This window comes from Streptomyces sp. NPDC014870 (assembly GCF_043081505.1).
GTDB lineage: Bacteria > Actinomycetota > Actinomycetes > Streptomycetales > Streptomycetaceae > Streptomyces.
Genome location: NZ_JBIBWQ010000004.1, coordinates 365,350 through 385,498 on the forward strand (window position 1 = coordinate 365,350; position 20,149 = coordinate 385,498).

Consider the following 20,149-nt stretch of genomic DNA (forward strand, 5'->3'; position numbering starts at 1 on the left):
GACGTTGCCGGGTGGGCTGCCGTGACGCCCGCCCGGCAAGGTAGCGTCGGTCCTGCCATGGACCTTGCCTACATTCCCAGCCCGTCGACCGGTGTCCTCAACCTCGGACCGGTCCCGCTGCGCGCCTACGCCTTCTGCATCATCCTCGGTGTCTTCGTCGCCGTCTGGTACGGCAACAAGCGCTGGATCGCCCGGGGCGGCAAAGCCGGCACCGTGGCCGACATCGCCGTCTGGGCGGTGCCCTTCGGCCTCGTCGGCGGTCGGCTCTACCACGTGATCACCGACTACCAGCTGTACTTCAGCGAGGGTGAGAACTGGGTCGACGCCTTCAAGATCTGGGAAGGCGGCCTCGGCATCTGGGGCGCCATCGCGCTCGGCGCGGTCGGCGCCTGGATCGGCGCCCGCCGGCGCGGCATCCCGCTCCCCGCGTACGCCGACGCCATTGCGCCCGGCATCGCCTTCGCCCAGGCCATCGGCCGCTGGGGCAACTGGTTCAACCAGGAGCTGTACGGCAAGCCGACCGACCTGCCGTGGGGCCTGGAGATCAGCGCCGGCGCGAACCGCGAGGCCGGGATCTACCACCCGACCTTCCTCTACGAGTCGCTGTGGTGCATCGGCGTCGCGTTCCTGGTCATCTGGGCCGACCGCCGGTTCAAGCTCGGCCATGGGCGGGCCTTCGCGCTCTACGTCGCCGCGTACTGCGCGGGCCGCGGATGGATCGAGTACATGCGCGTCGACGAGGCGCACCACGTGCTTGGCCTGCGGCTGAACGTCTGGACGGCGATCGTCGTCTTCGTCCTGGCCGTCGCCTACATCGTGATCTCGTCGCGGCTCCGTCCGGGGCGCGAGGAGGTCGTGGAGCCGGAGCGGGACAAGCGGGCCGGCGGCAAGGCCGGGAACGAGTCCGACCCGGAGGACGGGGCCGCCGAGGACGAGAGCGGCACCGCTCTGTTCGAGGCCCTCGGCGACGAGACGGCCGACGCACCCGCGGGAGGCGCGGAGTCGCCCGCCAAGGGCTGACGGACCGACGGGCGCCCCTCGCGTCTTCTCAGGGCCGCCGGGGCCTTCTGGTCCCGGCGGCCCTGTCGTTTTCCGCCCGCATGCCCCGGCGCTCAGCAGGCGCGCGCCGCCAGGGTGAGGACCCTGCGGGCGCCCTCGACGACCGCCGCGTCCACGAAACGGCCGTCCGGGAGCGCCAGCGCGCCCTCCTCCGTCTCGGCCGCCTTCACGACCTCCTCGGCCGCCGCCACCTCGTCGGGGGTGGGGAAGTAGGCCTGCTCGATGACCGGGAGCTGGCGGGGGTGGATCGCGGCCCGGCCGAAGAAGCCCAGCGCGCGCCCCCGCGCGCAGCTCGCCGCCAGGGCGTCCAGGTCGCGGATGTCGGGGTGCACCGACTGCGCCGGCGGCGGCAGGGCCGCCGCGCGGGCGGCGACCACCAGACGGCCGCGCGACCAGTCGAGGCCGGTGTCGCCCCGTACCCCCAGATCGGCGCGGAGGTCCGCCTCGCCGAGGGCGATGCCGTGGACGGCGGGATGGGCGGTGGCGATGGCGTACGCGCGCTCGACGGCGAGGGCGTTCTCCAGGAGGGGATAGAGGGGGATCCCGTCGGTGACGCCGGTGAACTCGGTGACGGCGTCGGCGATCCGGTGGATGTCAGTGGCGTGTGTCACCTTGGGAACACGGAGACCGCGGAGGCCGGGGAGGGAGGCCAGGGTGGGGATGTCGCGCGGGGTGTGGATGCGGACGTGGACCGGCACGGGGTGGGGATCGGCGAGCAGATCGGCCGTGGCCTCGAGCGCGTACGCCTTGCGGTCCGGGGCGACCGCGTCCTCCAGGTCGACGATCACCACGTCGGCGCCGGAGGTGAGGGCCTTCTGGACGACGGCGGGGCGGTCCCCCGGGGCGTACAGCCAGGTGAGGGGGAAGGGCGTGGTCCTCATACCGCTCCTTCGCCGCGCAGGGCGCCGATCTCGGCAGGGCTGAGACCGAGTTCCGCGAGGACGTCGGCGGTGTCCGCGCCGTGCGGCCGGCCGGCCCAGCGGATCGCCCCAGGGGTCTCGGAGAGCCGGAAGAGGACGTTCTGCATCCGGATCGGCCCCAGTTCGGGGTCCGGGACCTCGGTGACGGTGTTCAGGGCGCGGAACTGCGGGTCGGCCAGGACGTCCCGGACGTCATAGACGGGCGCGATCGCCGCTTCGGCCTTCTCGAACGCGGCCATCGCCTCGTCCCGGGTGTGGCGGGCGATCCAGGTGCCGACCGCCTCGTCGAGGACGTCCGCGTGGGCGGCCCGGCCGGCGCCGTCGGCGAACCAGGGCTCGTCGATCAGCTCGGGCCGGCCGACCAGGCGCAGGACGCGTTCGGCGATCGACTGGGCCGAGGTGGAGACCGCGACCCAGGCGTCGTCGGAGGTGCGGTAGGTGTTGCGGGGGGCATTGTTGCGGGAGCGGTTTCCGGTGCGGGGCTGGACGTATCCGAGCTGGTCGTACCAGAGGGGGTGGGGGCCGATGACGGAGAGCATCGGCTCGACGATGGCCATGTCGACGACCTGGCCGTGGCCGGTGGTCGTCCTCGCGGTGAGCGCGGTCATCACGGCGTACGCGGTGGCGAGCGCGGCGATCGAGTCGGCCAGGCCGAACGGGGGCAGGGTCGGCGGACCGTCGGGTTCGCCGGTGATGGCGGCGAAGCCGCTCATCGCCTCGGCCAGCGTGCCGAAGCCGGGCCGGTGGGAGTACGGACCGAACTGGCCGAAGCCGGTGACCCGGGCGAGGACGAGGCGGGGGTTGACGGTGGAGAGCTCCTCCCAGCCGAGACCCCAGCGCTCCAGCGTGCCGGGGCGGAAGTTCTCCACGATCACATCGGCCTCGGCGGCCATCCGCAGCAGGGTGTCGCGGCCGCCGGGCGCGGAGAGATCGAGGGTCATGGTCCGCTTGTTGCGGCCGAGGACCTTCCACCACAGACCGATTCCGTCCTTGGCCGGGCCGTGGCCCCGGGAGGGGTCGGGCTTGCGGGGGTGCTCGATCTTGATCACGTCGGCGCCGAAGTCGCCGAGCATCGTCGCGGCGAGCGGACCGGCGAAGAGGGTCGCGAGATCGAGGACGCGCAGCCCGTGGAGCGGAGGGAGGGCGGCCTTTTCCGTGCGTTCCTTGCTCGGTGTCATACGGCATCGACCTCCCGGCCGGTGAGGGCCGCGTGGGCCTCGTCGATCTCGGTGCGGTACGGCATCGAGGACGAGGCGCCCGCGTGCTGGACGGAGAGCGCGGCGGCCGTGGAGGCCCAGGCCATCGCCTCGCGGACCGGGCGGCCCTCGCCCAGCGCCACGGCGAGCGTGCCGACGAAGGTGTCGCCCGCGGCGGTGGTGTCCACGGCGGGGACCCGAGGGGCCGGGACCGTGAACGGTTCGCCGCCGCGGGCCGCGTACAGGCTGCCGGAGGCGCCCAGGGTGACGACCACCTCGGGGACGAGGGCGAGGAGGGCGGTGGCGGCGGCGCGCGGGTCGGTGAGGCCGGTGAGTGCGGCGGCCTCGTGCTCGTTGGGGACCAGGAGGTCGGTGGCGGCCAGGAGTTCGGGGGGAAGCTGCTGCGCCGGGGCGGGGGTGAGGACCGTACGCACCCCGAGCCTGCGGGCGGTGACGGCGGCCTCGGTGACGGCGGAGAGGGGGAGTTCGAGCTGGAGGAGCAGCGCGTCGGCGGTGGCGATCAGGGCCTCGTCGCCGTGGTCGAGGGAGGTGACGGTGCCGTTGGCGCCCGGGACGACGACGATCGCGTTGCCGCCCTCGTCGTCGACGACGATGTGGGCGGTCCCGGAGGGCCCTTCGACGGTGCGCAGGAGGTCGGTGTCGACGGCGGAGGCGTCGAGCGCGGCGCGGAGCCGTTCGCCGAAGGCGTCGGCGCCGACCGCACCGATCATCGCCACCTCGGCGCCGGCCCGGGCGGCGGCGACGGCCTGGTTGGCGCCCTTGCCGCCGGGGATCGTACGGAACTCCCGGCCGGTGACGGTCTCCCCGCGCGCGGGGGCCCGGGGCACGAAGGCGACGAGGTCCATGTTGGTGCTGCCGAGCACCACGATGCTGGTCATGGGCGTACTGCCTCCAGATACGTCAGTTCGGCGAGGGTGTCGAAGCCGATGCCGTCGAAGGACGGGATCGAGGTGGCGAGCCGGTTCTTGAGGGGGGAGGTCCAGCGCTCGGGCAGTCGGTCGGGGTGGCCGGCGAGGAGCCCGGCGACGGAACCGGCGGTGGCGCCGTTGGAGTCGGTGTCCCAGCCGCCGGAGACCGCCGCGCAGATCGTGCGGGAGAAGTCGCCGTCGCCGTGGGTGAGGGCGGCGGCGAGGAGGGCGGCGTTGGGGACGGCATGGACCCAGTGGTACCCGCCGAGGGCGGCGTGCAGCCGGTCCACGACGGGCGTGAAGTCGGGGGTGGTGACGCGGGTCTGCCGGGCGGTCTCGATGCCGAGGCGGACGGCGGCGGCGAGTCGGGAGCGGTGCGGGATGACGGAGAGCCCGGCGGTGAGGGCCCGGTGGACGTCGGCGGCGCCGGTGGCGGCGGTGGCGATCGTCGCGGCGACGAACTGGGCGCCGTAGACGCCGTTGGCGGTGTGGGTGAGCGCGGCGTCCCGGTACGCCTGCTCGGCGGCGGCCCCGGGGTCGCCGGGGTGCGTCCAGCCGTGGACGTCGGCGCGGATCTGGGCGCCGATCCACTCGCGGAAGGGGTTGCGGTGGGAGGCGGTCAGCGGGGGTTCGATGCCGTCGAGGAGGTTGCGGTAGGCGATGCGCTCGGCGGTGAAGGTGCGGCCGGCGGGGAGTTCGTCGAGCCAGAGGCGGGCGACGTCGGCGGTGGTGAAGCCGCGGCCGTACCGCTGGAGGAGGAGCAGGTTGAGGAGGGGGTAGTTGAGGTCGTCGTCCTCGGGCATCCCGTCGATGTTCTCGGCGAGGGAGGTGGCCGCGGAACGGCGGTTCCAGGGGTGGGCGGCCAGGAGGTGCGGGGGTACGCCGCGCTCGGTGAACCAGGTGGTGAGGGGCCAGTTGCCGGCGGCGCGGGCGAGTGCGCGGATCGCGGGGAGGGGCAGCTTCTCGACGGGCTTGCCGAGCAGACAACCCACGGCCCGGCCGAGCCAGGCGGCGTGCAGCCGGTCGCGGAGGGCGTGGGGTCGGGCACCGTGGGCCTGCGCCGGGTGGGCCCTGGGAGTCGGCGTCGGCGACGACCGGGCCTGCGGTGGCCGGCGGTCGGGGGCGACCGGCGTCCGGTCGCCCGGCTCGCTCGTGGGGAGGGTCGCCAGTTCGGTGAGGAGCGACTCTGCCAGGGGGCGGAGGTCTGGGCGGGGCGTGGGGGAGGCGCCTGCTGTCGGAGGGGCCGGGGGGCCGCCCGCGGCCTGCCAGCGGGCGGCGATCGTGGTGGCGTCGCGGCCGTCCTCCGCCGCCTGGCGGAGTTCGTGGCCGACGAGGTCCTCCGGCTGGACCCAGGTGAGCCGTACGTTCATCGGACGGTCGTCAAGGTCGCGAACGCCGACTCGTGGGCCCGGCGGCGGGCCGTGTCGCGGGTGAAGACCTCGTGCGCGACCACCGTCAGCGCCCGCGCCGGAGCGTGCAGGTCGAGCCGGCTCGCCTCCGCGACCCGCTTCGCCCACTCGGACGGGATCGCCGACTCACCGGCAAGCGCGCCCACGAGCGCGCCCGCCATCGTCGCGATCGAGTCGCAGTCACGGCCGTAGTTGACCGCGCCGAGGACCGTACGCCGGTAGTCGCCCGCGCCGACGAGCAGCATGCCGAGGGCCACGGGGAGTTCCTCGATCGCGTGCAGGCGCGACGGGCGCCGCGCCCCCAGGCCCGGCGCGCGGTACTCCGTGCCCACCGTGTCGAACGGGGCCACCGCCTTGCGCAGGGGGACGAGTGCCGACTCGAAGTCCGTGTGCCGGGAGGCCACTTCGGCCACCGCCTCGATCGCGGCCCGCGTGCCGTCCTTCGCCAGCGAGAGCGCCGTCGCCACGACCGAGTCCGGCGTCGCCCCCGGCGCGCACGCCGCCGCCACCGCCGCCGCGAACACCCCCGCCGCCTCCCGGCCGTACGAGGACTGGTGCGGGGCCGCGACGTCCAGGGCCTCCGTGTACGCGGCCGCCGGGTGGGCCGCGTTGACCAGTCCCACCGGTGCCATGTACATCGCGGCACCGCAGTTGACGATGTTTCCGCTGCCCGCCTCGCGCGGGTCGACGTGGCCGTAGTGGATACGGGCGACCAGCCACTTCTCCGCGAGGAAGATCCTCTGGAGGGGGAGGGCCTCGGCCTCCAGTTCGGGGATCCAGACCGGGGTCGAGATCAGTTCGGGGACCAGGTGGTCCGCCACCGCGTACGCGTCGAGGTGGTCGCGGACCTTCTCGTACACCCTGATCAGCGCATGGGTCATCAAGGTGTCGTCGGTGACGTGCCCGTCGCCCTTGTGGTACGGCGCGATGGGGCGGGCCGTACGCCATTCCTCGCCGTTCCAGGGCCCGACGATGCCCGTGACGCGGCCTCCGTGGCGTTCGAGGATCTGGTCGGGGGTGTAGCCCTCGACCGGGCCGCCGAGCGCGTCGCCCACGGCGGCCCCGATCAGGCTTCCGGTGATCCGGTCATCGAGTGGTGGTGTGGGGGTCATGCCGGAATTGTCCACCCCTGGTGGCCAGTTCCGTGGCTCCCAGGAGCCCGGCGAGTTCGACCAGATCCGTGCCCGCGAGGCGGGGGAGCGCGCAGCCGGCGAGCGTGCGGCAGGCCTCGCGCCAGGTCGCGGGGAGGGAGGCGGCTCCGCCGAGCGCGCCGGTGAGTGCGCCCACGAGTGCCGGGGCGGAGTCCGCGACACGGGAGAGACATGCCGCGGCGGGCACGGCCGCGGACGCCTCCCCGCGAGCGGCGAGGGCGAGCGCCAGGGCCACCGGTACGGTCTCGGCGGCGGCGATGCCGTAGCTGTAGACGTGGTCGACGATCTGGTGCTCCAGGAGGGGGACGAGTTCGAAGGCGCTCGTCGCGTCCTGGGCCATCTTGACGGCCTGCTGGGCGTTGCGGCCGATCTCGGTGGCGGGCGGGAGCTGGGCGAGGGCCGCCTCCACGGCCTCGTCGACGGCCGCGCCGCCGATGGCCGCGGCGACGGCGGCGGCCATCGCGCGGGCGCCGTGGACGCCGTCGCCGTCCTGGGTGTACCGGGCGTCGAACTCGGCGAGTTCGGCGGCGGCGGCCGGGTCCCCGGGGTGGACGAGCGCGAGCACGCCGGCGCGCACGCAGGCGGCGTCGTCGAAGTAGTGCGGGTTGTCGTGGCCGGTGGCGGGCGGGCGCAGGCCGGTCGCGAGATTGCCGAGGCCCGCGCGGACGGAGATCCGCGCGCGGAGGGGGAGCACGGCGGACTCCACCTCGGGAGCGCGGTCGGCGGCGGCGGCGACCTGGCTCGCGAGCGAGTTCCAGGCGAGGTCGACGGAGGCACGGAGGCGGCGCTCCGGAGGGAGGCCGGCGAAGAGGGGGCCGGCGGAGGCGAGGACCGCCTCGGCGGTGAAGACCGCCCATTCGGCGTCGTCGGAGGGGCCGAGGCGGAGCGGCTCGGGGGGCTGGTTGAGGGCGATGGGGACGGGGAGGGTGGTGGTGGCGTTCTGCTCGGCGAAGGTGTCGAGTTCGCGGGTGAGGCGCCGGGTCCATTCGGGCATGCGGGCGGCGCGGTGCCGGGCGGCGGGCCAGCCTGCGGCGTCGCCGGCGGCGAGCCCGAGCAGCAGGCCCTCGACGGCCTCCCGCCGCGCGGGGGTGGCGGGTCCCGGGCCGGCGCCCTGCGCTCCGCGTGCGGCGTCGGCCCCCTGCGCGGCCATCAGGCCCACGTGGGCGCCGGTCATGTCCGGGGCGCCCGGTCCCGTGTCCGCGCCGGTGGTGGTGCGGGAGGTGGGGTCCGTGGTGGTCATGACTGGTCCTCCTCGTCCGTCGTGAGCAGGTCCGCGATGTCCAGGACGTGGTAGCCGCGCATCGACGGGAGGCAGCTGCCCGTGACCGGGGCGATGGCCGTCGCCCACTCCTCCGGGATTGCCGAGACCCCCGAGGCCGCGCCCGCGAGGGCGCCCGCCACGGCGGCGGTCGTGTCGGCGTCGCGGCCCATGTTGACCGCGGTCAGGACCGCCGTACGGAAGTCGCCGCGGGCGGCGGCGAAGGCTCCGAAGGCCAGGCCCACGGCCTCGGGGGCCAGGTCCGTCCAGGGGTAGCCGCCGATGACGACCGCCGAGCGGACCGCGCGTTCGCGCAGCAGCGGGTCCGGTTCGACCCGCCCGGCCGCGACCACCGCGCGGCGCAGCGAGCGCGCCGTCCACGAGTCCATCGGGACCACCGAGAGGGCCGCCGCGATGACCGAGGTCACCGACGCGCCGCCCATCGCCGCCGCCACGCCCGCGGCGACCGCCTGGCCGCCGTAGATGCCCTCGCCGTCGTGGCTGACCGTGCCGTCGATCGCGACCAGCCGGGCCGCCTCCGCGGGGCGGCCCGCCGCGAAGACCCCGAAGGGGGCCGCCCGCATCGCCAGGCCGTCCGACCACGCGTGCCGGTGCTGGGCCGAGATCGGCGCCGCGAGGCCCCGGCGGAGGTTCTCCAGGGTGCCGCGCTCGCTGAAGCCCGCGCCGCGGAACGGGCCTTCGTCCAGGTCCGCGATCCAGTGGTGCCAGGCCCGTTCCACATGCTGGACCGTCAGCGCCGAGCCGTGCCGCGCGAGCAGAAGCCCCGAGAAGATCGCGTACTCGGTGTCGTCCGTGCCCGCCGGACGGTCCGTCACGAAGCCCTCGATCCGGCCCCATCGGCGGCGGATCTCCGACGGGCGCATGTTCTCGGCGGGCGCCCCGAGCGCGTCACCGACCGCGAGGCCGAGGAGCGCGCCCCTCGCGCGCTCGCGCGTATCGCATGCAATCGTTCCCGTCTCGCTCATCCCGTCTCGCTCACCATCTCGCACCCCTTTCGCGGTTCCTGGATCTGTGCCACGAGAGGGGGGTGATGACGTCGAAGAAACGTCTCTGTCACCCGGCTGACACCCCGCCAGAAAGCCCTGGGAGCAGCAAGGTCAGCCTTACTAAGTACGGCCTGCCTTGCTAGCGCGCCCCTTACATCGCGCGTATTTTCGAAGGTGTTGGGGGCGGCGGGTGCGACCCGGCCCGCCGGACGGAACAGGGGAGAAGCATGTCCATCATCGAAGCCCAGGCGCCACTGCACGAAGCCCACCGCGACAACCACACGCACCGCGATGTGAACGGCGGCTGGCTGCGCCCCGCGGTCTTCGGCGCGATGGACGGCCTGGTCTCCAACCTCGCCCTGATGACCGGCGTCGCGGGCGGCGCGGTCTCGCAGCAGACCCTCGTCATCACCGGCCTCGCCGGACTCGCGGCGGGCGCCTTCTCGATGGCGGCCGGCGAGTACACCTCCGTCGCCTCGCAGCGCGAACTGGTCCAGGCGGAGCTGGACGTCGAGCGGCGTCAGCTGCGCAAGCACCCGGTCGACGAGATGGAGGAGCTCGCCGCGCTGTACGTGTCGCGCGGCGTCGAGCCCGCGCTCGCCCGCGAGGTCGCGATGCAGCTCTCCCGCGACCCGGAGCAGGCCCTGGAGATCCACGCCCGCGAGGAGCTGGGGGTCGACCCCGACGACCTGCCCTCGCCGACCGTGGCCGCCGTGTCCTCGTTCGCCTCGTTCGCACTCGGCGCCCTGCTGCCCGTGCTGCCGTACCTGCTCGGGGCGACCGCCCTGTGGCCGGCCGTGCTGCTCGCGCTCCTCGGCCTCTTCGCCTGCGGGGCGCTGGTGGCCCGGGTGACCGCCCGCAGCTGGTGGTTCAGCGGGCTGCGCCAGCTGGTCCTCGGCGGCGCGGCCGCGGCCGTCACGTACGGGCTCGGCATGCTCTTCGGGGCCGCGCTCTGACCTGCGCGTCCCTCCATCGAGGCCCTCGCCCTGCGGCGGGGGCCTCCGGCGTGCATGCTGGCTGTGACGTATATCCCCTGGGCGGATCGGCCGCCCGGTGAGACACTATGCACAGCGCAACATATGTAGCCGTTACTCGGCGGTTTCAAAGGCTTAACCGCCGGGCATGAGGCGTAAGCGCCGCGGGCAATGAGGCTCGCTCTGCGAAGGGTCGTCCGACCCCCCCTGAGATCCATAGCGATTACCCCGAGATCCACCCTGAGACACGCGTGTTCGCGTGTGTTCACGCGTGAACCACCATCACCGCTCCGTGTCAGCGGTGTCCGCATGTTGGAATGAGCTATCCACTTCGCGAGAAGCCAGCCATCATGTAACCTGCACGAAATTTCGCGGAGGGCCAACGTCGTCCCTCGGCAGCTGCATATGCCACGACGACGACGGGAGAGCCGATGCGTTCCGACGCCTGGTCGCCCATGGACGGTCGCCCCGCTCCGCAGGGGATGTACGACCCCCGTAACGAACACGACGCCTGTGGTGTCGGGTTCGTGGCCACCCTGACCGGTGTTGCCAGCCACGCGCTGGTCGAGCAGGCGCTGACCGTACTGCGCAATCTGGAGCACCGCGGCGCCACCGGCTCCGAGCCCGACTCCGGTGACGGCGCCGGCATCCTCTTCCAGGTCCCGGACGCCTTCCTGCGCGAGGTCACCGACTTCGACCTCCCCGCCGCCGGCTCCTACGCCGTCGGCATCGCCTTCCTCCCTGCCGACGGCTCCGCACAGGCCGTCTCGCAGATCGAGACGATCGCGTCCGAGGAGGGTCTGAACGTCCTCGGCTGGCGCGACGTCCCCGTCGCCCCCGAACTGCTCGGCGCCTCCGCCCGCGCCACGATGCCGGTCTTCCGTCAGGTCTTCGTCGCCGACGGCAGCAGCGAGGGCATCGCCCTCGACCGCAAGGCCTTCGTGCTGCGCAAGCGTTCCGAGCGCGAGGCCGGGACGTACTTCCCCTCGCTCTCCGCCCGCACCATCGTCTACAAGGGCATGCTGACCACCGGCCAGCTGGAGCCCTTCTTCCCGGACCTGTCGGACCGCCGCTGCGCCACAGCCGTGGCCCTGGTCCACTCCCGGTTCTCCACCAACACCTTCCCGAGCTGGCCGCTGGCCCACCCGTACCGCTTCGTCGCGCACAACGGCGAGATCAACACGGTCAAGGGCAACCGCAACTGGATGACGGCCCGCGAGGCCCAGCTCGCCTCGGACGTCTTCGGCGAGGGCTCGCTGGAGCGGATCTTCCCGGTCTGCACCCCGGACGCCTCCGACTCCGCCTCCTTCGACGAGGTCCTGGAGCTGCTCCACCTCGGCGGGCGTAGCCTGCCGCACAGCGTCCTGATGATGGTCCCCGAGGCGTGGGAGAACCACGACTCCATGGACCCGGCCCGGCGCGCCTTCTACCAGTACCACTCCACGATGATGGAGCCCTGGGACGGCCCGGCCTGTGTCACCTTCACCGACGGCACGCAGGTCGGCGCGGTCCTCGACCGCAACGGTCTGCGCCCCGGCCGCTACTGGGTCACCGACGAGGGCCTCGTCGTCCTCTCCTCCGAGGTCGGCGTCCTCGACATCGACCCCGCCAAGGTCGTCCGCAAGGGCCGCCTCCAGCCCGGCAAGATGTTCCTCGTCGACACCGCCGAGCACCGGATCATCGAGGACGACGAGATCAAGGCCGGCCTGGCCGCCGAGAAGCCGTACGCCGAGTGGCTGGAGACCGGGGAGATCGAGCTCTCCGACCTGCCCGAGCGCGAGCACATCGTGCACACCCACGCCTCGGTCACCCGCCGCCAGCAGACCTTCGGCTACACCGAGGAAGAGCTCCGCGTCATCCTCGCCCCGATGGCCCGCACCGGCGGCGAGCCGCTCGGCTCCATGGGCACGGACTCGCCGATCGCGGCCCTGTCCGAGCGCCCCCGGCTGCTCTTCGACTACTTCACCCAGCTCTTCGCGCAGGTCACCAACCCGCCGCTGGACGCCATCCGCGAGGAGCTCGTCACCTCGCTGCACTCCTCGCTGGGCCCGCAGGGCAACCTGCTCGACCCGACCGCCGCGTCGTGCCGCAGCGTCACGCTGCCCTTCCCGGTGATCGACAACGACGAGTTGGCCAAGCTCATCCACATCAACGCCGACGGCGACATGCCCGGGATGAAGGCCGCGACCCTCTCCGGCCTGTACCGGGTCTCCGGCGGAGGCGACGCGCTCGCCGCCCGCATCCAGGAGATCTGCGCCGAGACCGACGCGGCGATCGAGGGCGGCGCGCACCTGCTCGTCCTCTCGGACCGGCACTCCGACGCCGAGCACGCGCCGATCCCGTCGCTGCTGCTCACCGCGGCCGTCCACCACCACCTCATCCGTACCAAGCAGCGCACCAAGGTGGGTCTGCTGGTCGAGGCCGGCGACGTCCGCGAGGTCCACCACGTGGCCCTCCTCATCGGCTACGGCGCCGCCGCCGTCAACCCGTACCTGGCGATGGAGTCCGTCGAGGACCTGGTCCGCGCCGGCACCTTCATCGAGGGCCTGGAGCCCGAGCAGGCCATCCGGAACCTGATCTACGCGCTCGGCAAGGGCGTCCTCAAGGTCATGTCCAAGATGGGCATCTCGACCGTCGCCTCCTACCGCGGCGCCCAGGTCTTCGAGGCCGTCGGCCTCGACACCGCCTTCGTCGAGAAGTACTTCAACGGCACCGCCACCAAGATCGGCGGCGCCGGTCTCGACGTCGTCGCCAAGGAGGTCGCCGCCCGGCACGCCAAGGCGTACCCGGCCTCCGGCGTCCCCTCCGCGCACCGCGCGCTCGAGATCGGCGGCGAGTACCAGTGGCGCCGCGAGGGCGAGCCGCACCTGTTCGACCCGGAGACCGTCTTCCGCCTGCAGCACGCCACGCGCAACAAGCGGTACGACATCTTCAAGAAGTACACGGACCGGGTGAACGAGCAGTCCGAGCGCCTGATGACGCTCCGCGGCCTGTTCGGCTTCACCTCCGACCGCCCGTCGATCTCCGTCGACGAGGTCGAGCCGGTCTCCGAGATCGTCAAGCGCTTCTCCACCGGCGCCATGTCGTACGGCTCCATCTCCCGCGAGGCGCACGAGACCCTCGCCATCGCCATGAACCAGCTGGGCGGCAAGTCCAACACCGGTGAGGGCGGCGAGGACCCGGACCGCCTCTACGACCCGGCGCGCCGCTCCGCGATCAAGCAGGTCGCCTCCGGCCGCTTCGGCGTCACGAGCGAGTACCTGGTCAACGCGGACGACATCCAGATCAAGATGGCCCAGGGCGCCAAGCCCGGCGAGGGCGGCCAGCTGCCCGGCCACAAGGTCTACCCGTGGGTCGCCAAGACCCGGCACAGCACGCCCGGTGTCGGCCTGATCTCCCCGCCGCCGCACCACGACATCTACTCCATCGAGGACCTGGCTCAGCTGATCCACGACCTCAAGAACGCCAACCCGGCCGCCCGCATCCACGTGAAGCTGGTGTCCGAGGTCGGTGTCGGCACGGTCGCCGCCGGTGTCTCCAAGGCGCACGCGGACGTCGTCCTGATCTCCGGCCACGACGGCGGTACGGGCGCCTCGCCGCTCACCTCGCTCAAGCACGCGGGCGGCCCCTGGGAGCTCGGCCTCGCCGAGACCCAGCAGACGCTGCTGCTCAACGGCCTGCGCGACCGGATCGTCGTGCAGACCGACGGCCAGCTCAAGACCGGCCGTGACGTCGTCATCGCCGCGCTGCTCGGCGCCGAGGAGTTCGGTTTCGCGACCGCGCCGCTCGTCGTCTCCGGCTGCGTCATGATGCGCGTCTGCCACCTGGACACCTGCCCGGTCGGCATCGCCACCCAGAACCCGGTGCTGCGCGACCGCTTCTCCGGCAAGGCCGAGTACGTCGTCAACTTCTTCGAGTTCATCGCCGAGGAGGTCCGCGAGCTCCTCGCCGAGCTGGGCTTCCGTACGCTCGAAGAGGCCGTCGGCCACGCCGAGCTGCTCGACACCAGCCGGGCCGTGACGCACTGGAAGGTGCAGGGCCTGGACCTGGCGCCGCTCTTCCACGTGCCCGAGCTGCCCGAGGGCGCGGTCCGCCACGCCCTGATCGAGCAGGACCACGGTCTGGAGAAGGCCCTCGACAACGAGCTGATCGAGCTCGCCGCCGAGGCGCTGGGCGCGGCGAGCGCCGAGGCCGCCCAGCCGGTCCGGGCGCAGGTCGCGATCCGCAACATCAACCGGACGGTCGGCACGATGCTCGGCCACGAGGTGACGAAGCGGTTCGGCGGCGCGGGTCTGCCGGCCGACACCATCGACATCACCTTCACCGGCTCCGCCGGCCAGTCGTTCGGCGCCTTCCTGCCGGCCGGTGTCACGCTCCGCCTGGAGGGCGACGCCAACGACTACGTCGGCAAGGGCCTCTCCGGCGGCCGGGTCGTCGTCCGCCCGGACCGCGGCGCCGACCACCTGGCCGAGTACTCGACCATCGCCGGCAACACCATCGGGTACGGCGCGACCGGCGGCGAGCTGTTCCTGCGCGGCCGCACCGGCGAGCGCTTCTGCGTCCGCAACTCCGGCGCGCTCGTCGTCTCGGAGGGCGTGGGCGACCACGGCTGCGAGTACATGACCGGCGGCACGGCCGTCGTCCTCGGCGAGACGGGCCGCAACTTCGCGGCCGGCATGTCGGGCGGCGTCGCGTACGTCGTCGACCTCGACCGGGACAACGTCAACTCCGGCAACCTGTCCGCCGTCGAGGCGCTCGACGACGCCGACAAGCAGTGGCTGCACGATGTCGTGCGCCGCCACCACGAGGAGACCGGCTCGACGGTCGCCGAGAAGCTCCTTGCCGACTGGACCGTGAACGCGGACCGGTTCAGCAAGATCATCCCGTCCACGTACAAGGCAGTGCTCGCCGCCAAGGACGCCGCTGAGCTCGCCGGTCTCTCCGAGGCCGAGACCACCGAGAAGATGATGGAGGCGGCGACCCATGGCTGACCCCAAGGGCTTCCTGACCACCGGGCGCGAGGTCGCCACGACCCGCCCGGTGGGCGAGCGAGTCAAGGACTGGAACGAGGTCTACGTTCCCGGCTCCCTGCTGCCGATCATCAGCAAGCAGGCCGGCCGTTGCATGGACTGCGGCATCCCGTTCTGCCACAACGGCTGCCCGCTCGGGAACCTGATCCCCGAGTGGAACGACTACGCCTACCGCGAGGACTGGGCGCAGGCGAGCGAGCGGCTGCACGCCACGAACAACTTCCCGGAGTTCACCGGCCGTCTGTGCCCGGCTCCGTGCGAGGCGGCGTGCGTGCTCGGCATCAACCAGCCGGCCGTCACCATCAAGAACGTCGAAGTCTCCATCATCGACAAGGCGTGGGACTCCAACGACGTCAAGCCGCAGGCGCCCGAGCGCCTGTCGGGCAAGACCGTCGCCGTCGTCGGCTCGGGCCCGGCGGGTCTCGCCGCGGCGCAGCAGCTGACGCGGGCGGGCCACACGGTCGCCGTCTTCGAGCGCGCGGACCGCGTCGGCGGCCTGCTGCGGTACGGCATCCCCGAGTTCAAGATGGAGAAGCGGCACATCAACCGGCGCATCGAGCAGATGCGCGCGGAGGGCACCAAGTTCCGCACGGGTGTCGAGATCGGCCGCGACATCACCGCGACGGACCTGCGCAAGCGGTACGACGCCGTGGTCATCGCCGCGGGCGCCACGACCGCGCGCGACCTGCCGGTCCCGGGCCGGGAGCTGAACGGCATCCACCAGGCGATGGAGTACCTGCCGCTCGCCAACAAGGTCGTCGAGGGCGACTTCGTGGCCCCGCCGATCACGGCCGAGGGCAAGCACGTCGTCGTCATCGGCGGCGGCGACACGGGCGCGGACTGCGTGGGCACCGCCCACCGCCAGGGCGCGGCCTCGGTCACGCAGCTGGAGATCATGCCCCGTCCGGGCGAGGACCGGGCGGCCGGCCAGCCCTGGCCGACGTTCCCGATGCTGTACAAGGTCACCTCCGCGCACGAGGAGGGCGGCGAGCGGGTCTACTCCGTCTCCACCACCCACTTCGAGGGCGACGAGGACGGCAACGTCCAGTCCCTGCACCTGGTCGAGGTCGAGTTCGTCGAGGGCCGGCTCACGCAGAAGCCCGGCACGGAGCGCGCGATCCCGGCCCAGCTGGTGACGCTCGCGATGGGCTTCACGGGTACGGACGTGGAGAACGGTCTGGTCGCGCAGTTTGGTCTAGACCTCGATGAGCGGGGTAACATCGCCCGTGACGCGGACTTCGCCACCAACGTCGGTGGTGTGTTCGTGGCCGGTGACGCGGGTCGCGGCCAGTCGCTGATCGTCTGGGCGATCGCCGAGGGCCGCTCGGCGGCGCGCGGCGTCGACCGCTTCCTGACGGGCGCGAGCGACCTCCCGGCCCCGATCCGCCCGACGGACCGAGCCCTGACGGTCTGACCGTCCCGTCCCCAAGACGTCCCGTACAACGACGTACGGAACTGAGCGCGGCGCCCCCCGAATGTCCCCGACCGGACGACTGGGAGGGCGCCGCGGTGCGTTCGCCTCGCAGGGGCGGATCAGGCGGTGGTCCGGCGGTCGGGTCGGCGGACGGAGTCCGACGCAGCCGGTCGAAGCCCGGGAGGCCGCCTGCGGCCGAGCGGTGCGAGATCGGCGTGGGGGAGGGGACCGGACGACTGGGAGGGCGCCGCGGGTTCGATTCCTCGCGGGGGCGGTGGGTGACGTGGTGGGCGCCGCGGTGTGTCTGCCTCGCGGGGGGCGGTACGCGTCCGGAGTCACCCGGTCACGTCAGCCACCCAGGCCGCTGCTCCGGCCAGGGCGTTTTCCGCTTCGGGCAGGACGCCCCGGGCGCCCAGGAAGCCGTGGAAGACCCCGGTGTGCAGGTGCACCTGGGCCTCGACCCCGGCCGAGGAGAGCCGGCGGGCGTAGGCCAGCCCCTCGTCGCGCAGGACGTCGCAGTCGGCGAGGACCACCAGGGTCGAGGGGAGACCGGCCAGGTCGGGGGCCAGGCCCGGTGAGGCGGCGACCGGGTCGCCGTCCGGGCCGACGTACTGCTCCCAGTACCAGCGCATATGGGCCTCGGTGTGGAAGAAGCCCTCGGCGTACGCCTCGGCGGAGGGTGTGTCCAGGCGGTGGTCCAGGGCCGGGTAGAAGAGGAGCTGGCCCGCGACCGGCGGGCCGCCCGCGTCCCGGCCGCGCAGGGCCGCCCCCGCCGCCAGGTTGCCGCCGCTGGAGTCGCCCGCCACGAGCAGCGGGCCGTCGTACCGCTCGGCCGCCCACTCCACGACCGCGTACACGTCGTCCTCGGCGGCCGGGAAGCGGTGCTCGGGGGCGCGCCGGTAGTCCACGGAGACCACGGACGCGCCCGTACGGGAGGCCAGTTCGCGGCAGAGGCCGTCGTGGGTGTCCAGGTCGCAGAGGACCCAGCCGCCGCCGTGCGCGAAGACGATCACGGGGGCGCCGGTGCCTGCCTCGGGGCCGTACAGGCGGACCCGTACGCCGTGCGCCGACTCCTCCCGGGGCGGGGGGATCTCCCGTACGCCCGCTCGCGCCGCCGCCCGGAGCGCCTCCGGGGAGCCCGGTCCCGGGAAGCCCGCCGACATCGCCTCCACCAGGGTCCGGGCCGTCGGGGTCAGGGGATCCGTCATCCGGTCGTCAGCCCCCCGTCCACCGTGAACTCCGCGCCCGTGATGTACGAGGAGGCGTCCGAGACCAGGAAGGCGATCAGGCCCCCGACCTCCTCCGCCCGGCCCATCCGGCCGAGCGGGACGTGCGACCAGTCCCGGTCCGCCACCGCCGCCACCATCGGCGTGTCGACCGCCCCCGGGTGCACCGAGTTGACGCGGATGCCGTGCCGCGCCAGGTCCAGGGCGGAGGAGCGGGTCAGGCCGCGCAGGCCGAACTTGCTCGCCCCGTACGCCGCGTGCCCGGGTATGCCGACCAGGCCGGCCGTCGACGAGACGTTCACGATCGAGCCGCCACCCGCATCGCGCAGCGCGGGCACGACCGCCTGGATACCGAGGAACGGGCCCAACAGGTTGACTCGGAGCAGGAGTTCGAAGTTCTCGTACGTCTCCGACTCCACCGGCGCGGTCCGCCACAGCGCCGCGTTGTTGACCAGCGCGTCCACCCGGCCGTACGCGGCGACGGCGTGCTCGGCCACCGCGTGCCAGTCCTCCGCCGAGGTCACGTCGTGACGGACGAACACCCCGGCGTCGCCCAGCTCCGCAGCGACCGCCCGGCCCTCGTCCTCCCGTACGTCCGTCAGGACGACCCGCGCGCCCGCTCCGGCCAGGAGTCGGGCCTCTGCCGCGCCCTGGCCGCGCGCCGCGCCCGTCACGATCACGGTCTTGCCGGCGAGCGCGCTCACTTGGCCTCCAGGGCGCGGAAGTGCGGGATGACCTTCTCGCCCCACTGCCGGATGGTCTCCATGCAGACCTCCTGGGGGACCGTGCCCATCTGGATCAGGCACATCACCTCGTCGACCCCGATCTCGCGGAGCTGCTCCACGTAGGCGATGGCGGTGTCGGCGTCCCCGTAGGCGTGGTCGGTGTTGTACGTCCCGGTGTCGACCGGGCGGGCCGGGATGTTCGCCTCGTGCAGGCGGGCGACCAGCTCCTCACGCTGCCGTTCGAGCGCGCCCGTGTGGTCCTCCTCCTCCGCGTAGCCGGTGGGCGCGGGGGCGTTGCCGTACCAGTGGGCGATCGACTCGGCGAAGAAGCGCTGGCCGCGCGTGCCGAGCCGGAGCGCGCGCTCGGCGTCGTCCAGGACGATCGTCGGGCACAGCGCCGAGAAGTGGTCGTTGACCTCGGAGGAGACCAGCCGGGAGCCGTCGCGTACGGCGATGGCCTCGTCGTACACCTTGCGCATCGCGCGTACGTCGTCGGCGCCGGCGAAGCCCATCACCAGGGCTCCGATGCCGAGTTCGGCGGCGAGCTTGAGGGTGTCGTGCTTCGAGCAGGCCATGAAGAGCGGCGGGTGCGGGTCCTGCACAGGGCGGGGGAGGATCGCGCCCGGTCCGATGTCGATGGAGCCGTGCCACTCGAACTGCTCCTCGCGCCAGGCGTGCGAGAAGATCCGCAGCGCCTCCTCCATCTGCGGGTAGGTGTCCTCGGGGCGCACCCCGTACATCCGCATCTCCTGCCGGGTCGCGCCCCGGCCCGCGCCGATGTCCACCCGGCCGCCGCTGAGCACGTCGAGCATCGCGGCGCGCTCGGCCACCCGCACCGGGTGCTGGTAGCCGAAGGGCATGGTGACGACGCCGTGGCCGATGCGGATGAGTTCGGTGCGGGCGGCGACCCAGGTCAGGAAGATCTCGGACGCGCTCATGTGCGCGTACTGGGTGAGGGAGTGGTGCTCGACCGCCCAGACCCGGTCGAAGCCCATCTGCTCGGCGTGGACGGCCTGTTCGACGCAGTCGTGGAGGACCTGGCGCTCCCGCTCGGGGGTCGGGTCGACGAGCTGGGCCTCGAAGATCATGGAGAACTTCATCTGAACTCCTCTATTTCGAATAGGAATACTTCTAGCAGTCATATCTGGGGTGGGGAAGGGGGTCGTAGACTTCGCTCCGTGGCGGACAAGAAGACGGCAGGTCAGGAAGACGTTCCGGAACTCCCGGGGTTCCCGGCGACCAGCTGGGCGGTGCTCGGGCTGCTCTCCTTCGGGGAGGAACTGTCCGGTTACGACCTGAAGAAGTGGTCCGACTGGTCGCTCCGCTTCTTCTACTGGAGCCCGTCGTTCAGTCAGATCTACAGCGAGCTGAAGCGGCTGGAGAAGGCCGGTTACGCCACCTCGCGGATGGTCGCCCAGGAGACGGGCAGCCGCGACAAGCGGGTCTACCGGATCACGGACGAGGGGATGACCGCCGTCCGTACGTGGGCGCGGACCGCGCCCGTGGACCCGCCCGTGCTCAAGCACGGGCCGATGCTGCGGCTCTGGCTCGGGCATCTCCTCGAACCCGAACAGCAGCGTGAAGTCCTGGCCCGGCACCGGGAGTTCGCCGAGACCATGCGGCTGCGCGCGGCGGCCGACGTGGAGGGGGCGAAGGCCGAGGAGGCGTGGGCGTACCCCACCCTCACCCTCAAGTGGGCCGAGCGGTACTACGCCTCCGAGCGGGACCTGGCGGACGCCATGCTCGCCGACATCGAGGAGCTGGCGAAGGAGCGCGCACGGGCGGCGGCCGTCGAGGGCGGCGTCGATTCCGGCGGGGACTCCGCCGAGGGCAAGCGGCCGTAGGCGCGGC

General features: G+C 72.9%; 15 protein-coding genes. 5 read left to right on the top strand and 10 right to left on the bottom strand.

Going from position 1 to position 20,149, the window contains the following annotated elements; all coding sequences use genetic code 11:
* Positions 1 to 57 precede the first annotated feature (57 nt).
* Positions 58 to 1,020, top strand: a complete 963-nt coding sequence (gene lgt / locus ACF09C_RS14165; RefSeq protein WP_392091743.1) for a prolipoprotein diacylglyceryl transferase — start codon at positions 58 to 60, stop codon at positions 1,018 to 1,020.
* A 92-nt stretch (positions 1,021 to 1,112) separates the two neighbouring features.
* On the opposite strand, the gene ACF09C_RS14170 is transcribed toward lgt, so the two are convergent.
* From ACF09C_RS14170 to ACF09C_RS14200, 7 genes are all read right to left on the bottom strand, one after another.
* Entirely contained in the window at positions 1,113 to 1,940 is an 828-nt protein-coding gene (locus ACF09C_RS14170) for an HpcH/HpaI aldolase/citrate lyase family protein (RefSeq protein WP_392091744.1), read from the bottom strand.
* The gene (locus ACF09C_RS14175; protein WP_392091745.1) at positions 1,937 to 3,157 is read right to left on the bottom strand and encodes a CaiB/BaiF CoA transferase family protein; all 1,221 of its coding nucleotides are present in this window, start codon (positions 3,155 to 3,157) and stop codon (positions 1,937 to 1,939) included. Before ACF09C_RS14175 ends, ACF09C_RS14170 begins: the two co-directional genes overlap by 4 nt.
* Positions 3,154 to 4,074 carry a ribokinase gene (rbsK, locus tag ACF09C_RS14180; RefSeq protein WP_392091746.1) on the bottom strand — a complete coding sequence of 307 codons (921 nt, stop codon included), beginning with the start codon at positions 4,072 to 4,074 and terminating at the stop codon, positions 3,154 to 3,156. Before rbsK ends, ACF09C_RS14175 begins: the two co-directional genes overlap by 4 nt.
* Positions 4,071 to 5,474: an ADP-ribosylglycohydrolase family protein gene (locus ACF09C_RS14185; protein WP_392091747.1), complete on the bottom strand. Its 1,404-nt coding sequence runs from the start codon at positions 5,472 to 5,474 to the stop codon at positions 4,071 to 4,073. The genes rbsK and ACF09C_RS14185 overlap by 4 nt, the downstream gene beginning before the upstream one ends.
* On the bottom strand, positions 5,471 to 6,625 hold the full coding sequence (locus tag ACF09C_RS14190; protein ID WP_392091748.1) for an ADP-ribosylglycohydrolase family protein: 1,155 nt from the start codon (positions 6,623 to 6,625) through the stop codon (positions 5,471 to 5,473). Before ACF09C_RS14190 ends, ACF09C_RS14185 begins: the two co-directional genes overlap by 4 nt.
* A complete protein-coding gene (locus ACF09C_RS14195) occupies positions 6,600 to 7,814 on the bottom strand; it encodes an ADP-ribosylglycohydrolase family protein (protein ID WP_392092007.1) in 1,215 nt (404 codons plus the stop codon). Before ACF09C_RS14195 ends, ACF09C_RS14190 begins: the two co-directional genes overlap by 26 nt.
* Positions 7,815 to 7,900: 86 nt before the next feature.
* A complete protein-coding gene (locus ACF09C_RS14200) occupies positions 7,901 to 8,908 on the bottom strand; it encodes an ADP-ribosylglycohydrolase family protein (RefSeq protein WP_392091749.1) in 1,008 nt (335 codons plus the stop codon).
* A gap of 248 nt (positions 8,909 to 9,156) precedes the next feature.
* On the opposite strand from ACF09C_RS14200, the gene ACF09C_RS14205 reads away from it, so the two are divergent.
* From ACF09C_RS14205 to ACF09C_RS14215, 3 genes are all read left to right on the top strand, one after another.
* Positions 9,157 to 9,885, top strand: a complete 729-nt coding sequence (locus ACF09C_RS14205) for a VIT1/CCC1 transporter family protein (protein WP_392091750.1) — start codon at positions 9,157 to 9,159, stop codon at positions 9,883 to 9,885.
* Between the two features lie 449 nt (positions 9,886 to 10,334).
* A complete protein-coding gene (gltB, locus tag ACF09C_RS14210) occupies positions 10,335 to 14,894 on the top strand; it encodes a glutamate synthase large subunit (protein ID WP_392091751.1) in 4,560 nt (1,519 codons plus the stop codon).
* Positions 14,887 to 16,347, top strand: a complete 1,461-nt coding sequence (locus ACF09C_RS14215) for a glutamate synthase subunit beta (RefSeq protein WP_392091752.1) — start codon at positions 14,887 to 14,889, stop codon at positions 16,345 to 16,347. The genes gltB and ACF09C_RS14215 overlap by 8 nt, the downstream gene beginning before the upstream one ends.
* Before the next feature lie 335 nt (positions 16,348 to 16,682).
* Here the strand turns inward: ACF09C_RS14215 and ACF09C_RS14220 are convergent, their stop codons facing one another.
* Genes ACF09C_RS14220 through ACF09C_RS14230 form a run of 3 tightly spaced genes read right to left on the bottom strand, consistent with a single transcriptional unit; the run spans position 16,683 to position 19,398 of the window.
* Positions 16,683 to 17,555, bottom strand: coding sequence for an alpha/beta hydrolase (locus ACF09C_RS14220; RefSeq protein ID WP_392091753.1), 873 nt, complete (start codon positions 17,553 to 17,555; stop codon positions 16,683 to 16,685).
* Complete coding sequence (locus ACF09C_RS14225) at positions 17,552 to 18,277, bottom strand: glucose 1-dehydrogenase (protein WP_392091754.1); 726 nt, start codon at positions 18,275 to 18,277, stop codon at positions 17,552 to 17,554. Before ACF09C_RS14225 ends, ACF09C_RS14220 begins: the two co-directional genes overlap by 4 nt.
* Positions 18,274 to 19,398 (bottom strand): LLM class flavin-dependent oxidoreductase, encoded by a 1,125-nt coding sequence (locus ACF09C_RS14230; protein ID WP_392091755.1) that lies wholly within the window; start codon positions 19,396 to 19,398, stop codon positions 18,274 to 18,276. Before ACF09C_RS14230 ends, ACF09C_RS14225 begins: the two co-directional genes overlap by 4 nt.
* Positions 19,399 to 19,476: 78 nt before the next feature.
* Between ACF09C_RS14230 and ACF09C_RS14235 the strand changes: the two genes are divergently transcribed.
* Complete coding sequence (locus ACF09C_RS14235) at positions 19,477 to 20,142, top strand: PadR family transcriptional regulator (protein ID WP_392091756.1); 666 nt, start codon at positions 19,477 to 19,479, stop codon at positions 20,140 to 20,142.
* Positions 20,143 to 20,149 lie beyond the last annotated feature (7 nt).

Bases quoted from the DNA above. Each gene is read 5' to 3' on its own strand.
- lgt (WP_392091743.1), top strand. From the start codon at position 58: ATGGACCTTGCCTACATTCCCAGCCCGTCGACCGGTGTCCTCAACCTC.
- ACF09C_RS14170 (WP_392091744.1), bottom strand. From the start codon at position 1,940: ATGAGGACCACGCCCTTCCCCCTCACCTGGCTGTACGCCCCGGGGGAC.
- ACF09C_RS14175 (WP_392091745.1), bottom strand. From the start codon at position 3,157: ATGACACCGAGCAAGGAACGCACGGAAAAGGCCGCCCTCCCTCCGCTC.
- rbsK (WP_392091746.1), bottom strand. From the start codon at position 4,074: ATGACCAGCATCGTGGTGCTCGGCAGCACCAACATGGACCTCGTCGCC.
- ACF09C_RS14185 (WP_392091747.1), bottom strand. From the start codon at position 5,474: ATGAACGTACGGCTCACCTGGGTCCAGCCGGAGGACCTCGTCGGCCAC.
- ACF09C_RS14190 (WP_392091748.1), bottom strand. From the start codon at position 6,625: ATGACCCCCACACCACCACTCGATGACCGGATCACCGGAAGCCTGATC.
- ACF09C_RS14195 (WP_392092007.1), bottom strand. From the start codon at position 7,814: ATGGCCGCGCAGGGGGCCGACGCCGCACGCGGAGCGCAGGGCGCCGGC.
- ACF09C_RS14200 (WP_392091749.1), bottom strand. From the start codon at position 8,908: ATGAGCGAGACGGGAACGATTGCATGCGATACGCGCGAGCGCGCGAGG.
- ACF09C_RS14205 (WP_392091750.1), top strand. From the start codon at position 9,157: ATGTCCATCATCGAAGCCCAGGCGCCACTGCACGAAGCCCACCGCGAC.
- gltB (WP_392091751.1), top strand. From the start codon at position 10,335: ATGCGTTCCGACGCCTGGTCGCCCATGGACGGTCGCCCCGCTCCGCAG.
- ACF09C_RS14215 (WP_392091752.1), top strand. From the start codon at position 14,887: ATGGCTGACCCCAAGGGCTTCCTGACCACCGGGCGCGAGGTCGCCACG.
- ACF09C_RS14220 (WP_392091753.1), bottom strand. From the start codon at position 17,555: ATGACGGATCCCCTGACCCCGACGGCCCGGACCCTGGTGGAGGCGATG.
- ACF09C_RS14230 (WP_392091755.1), bottom strand. From the start codon at position 19,398: ATGAAGTTCTCCATGATCTTCGAGGCCCAGCTCGTCGACCCGACCCCC.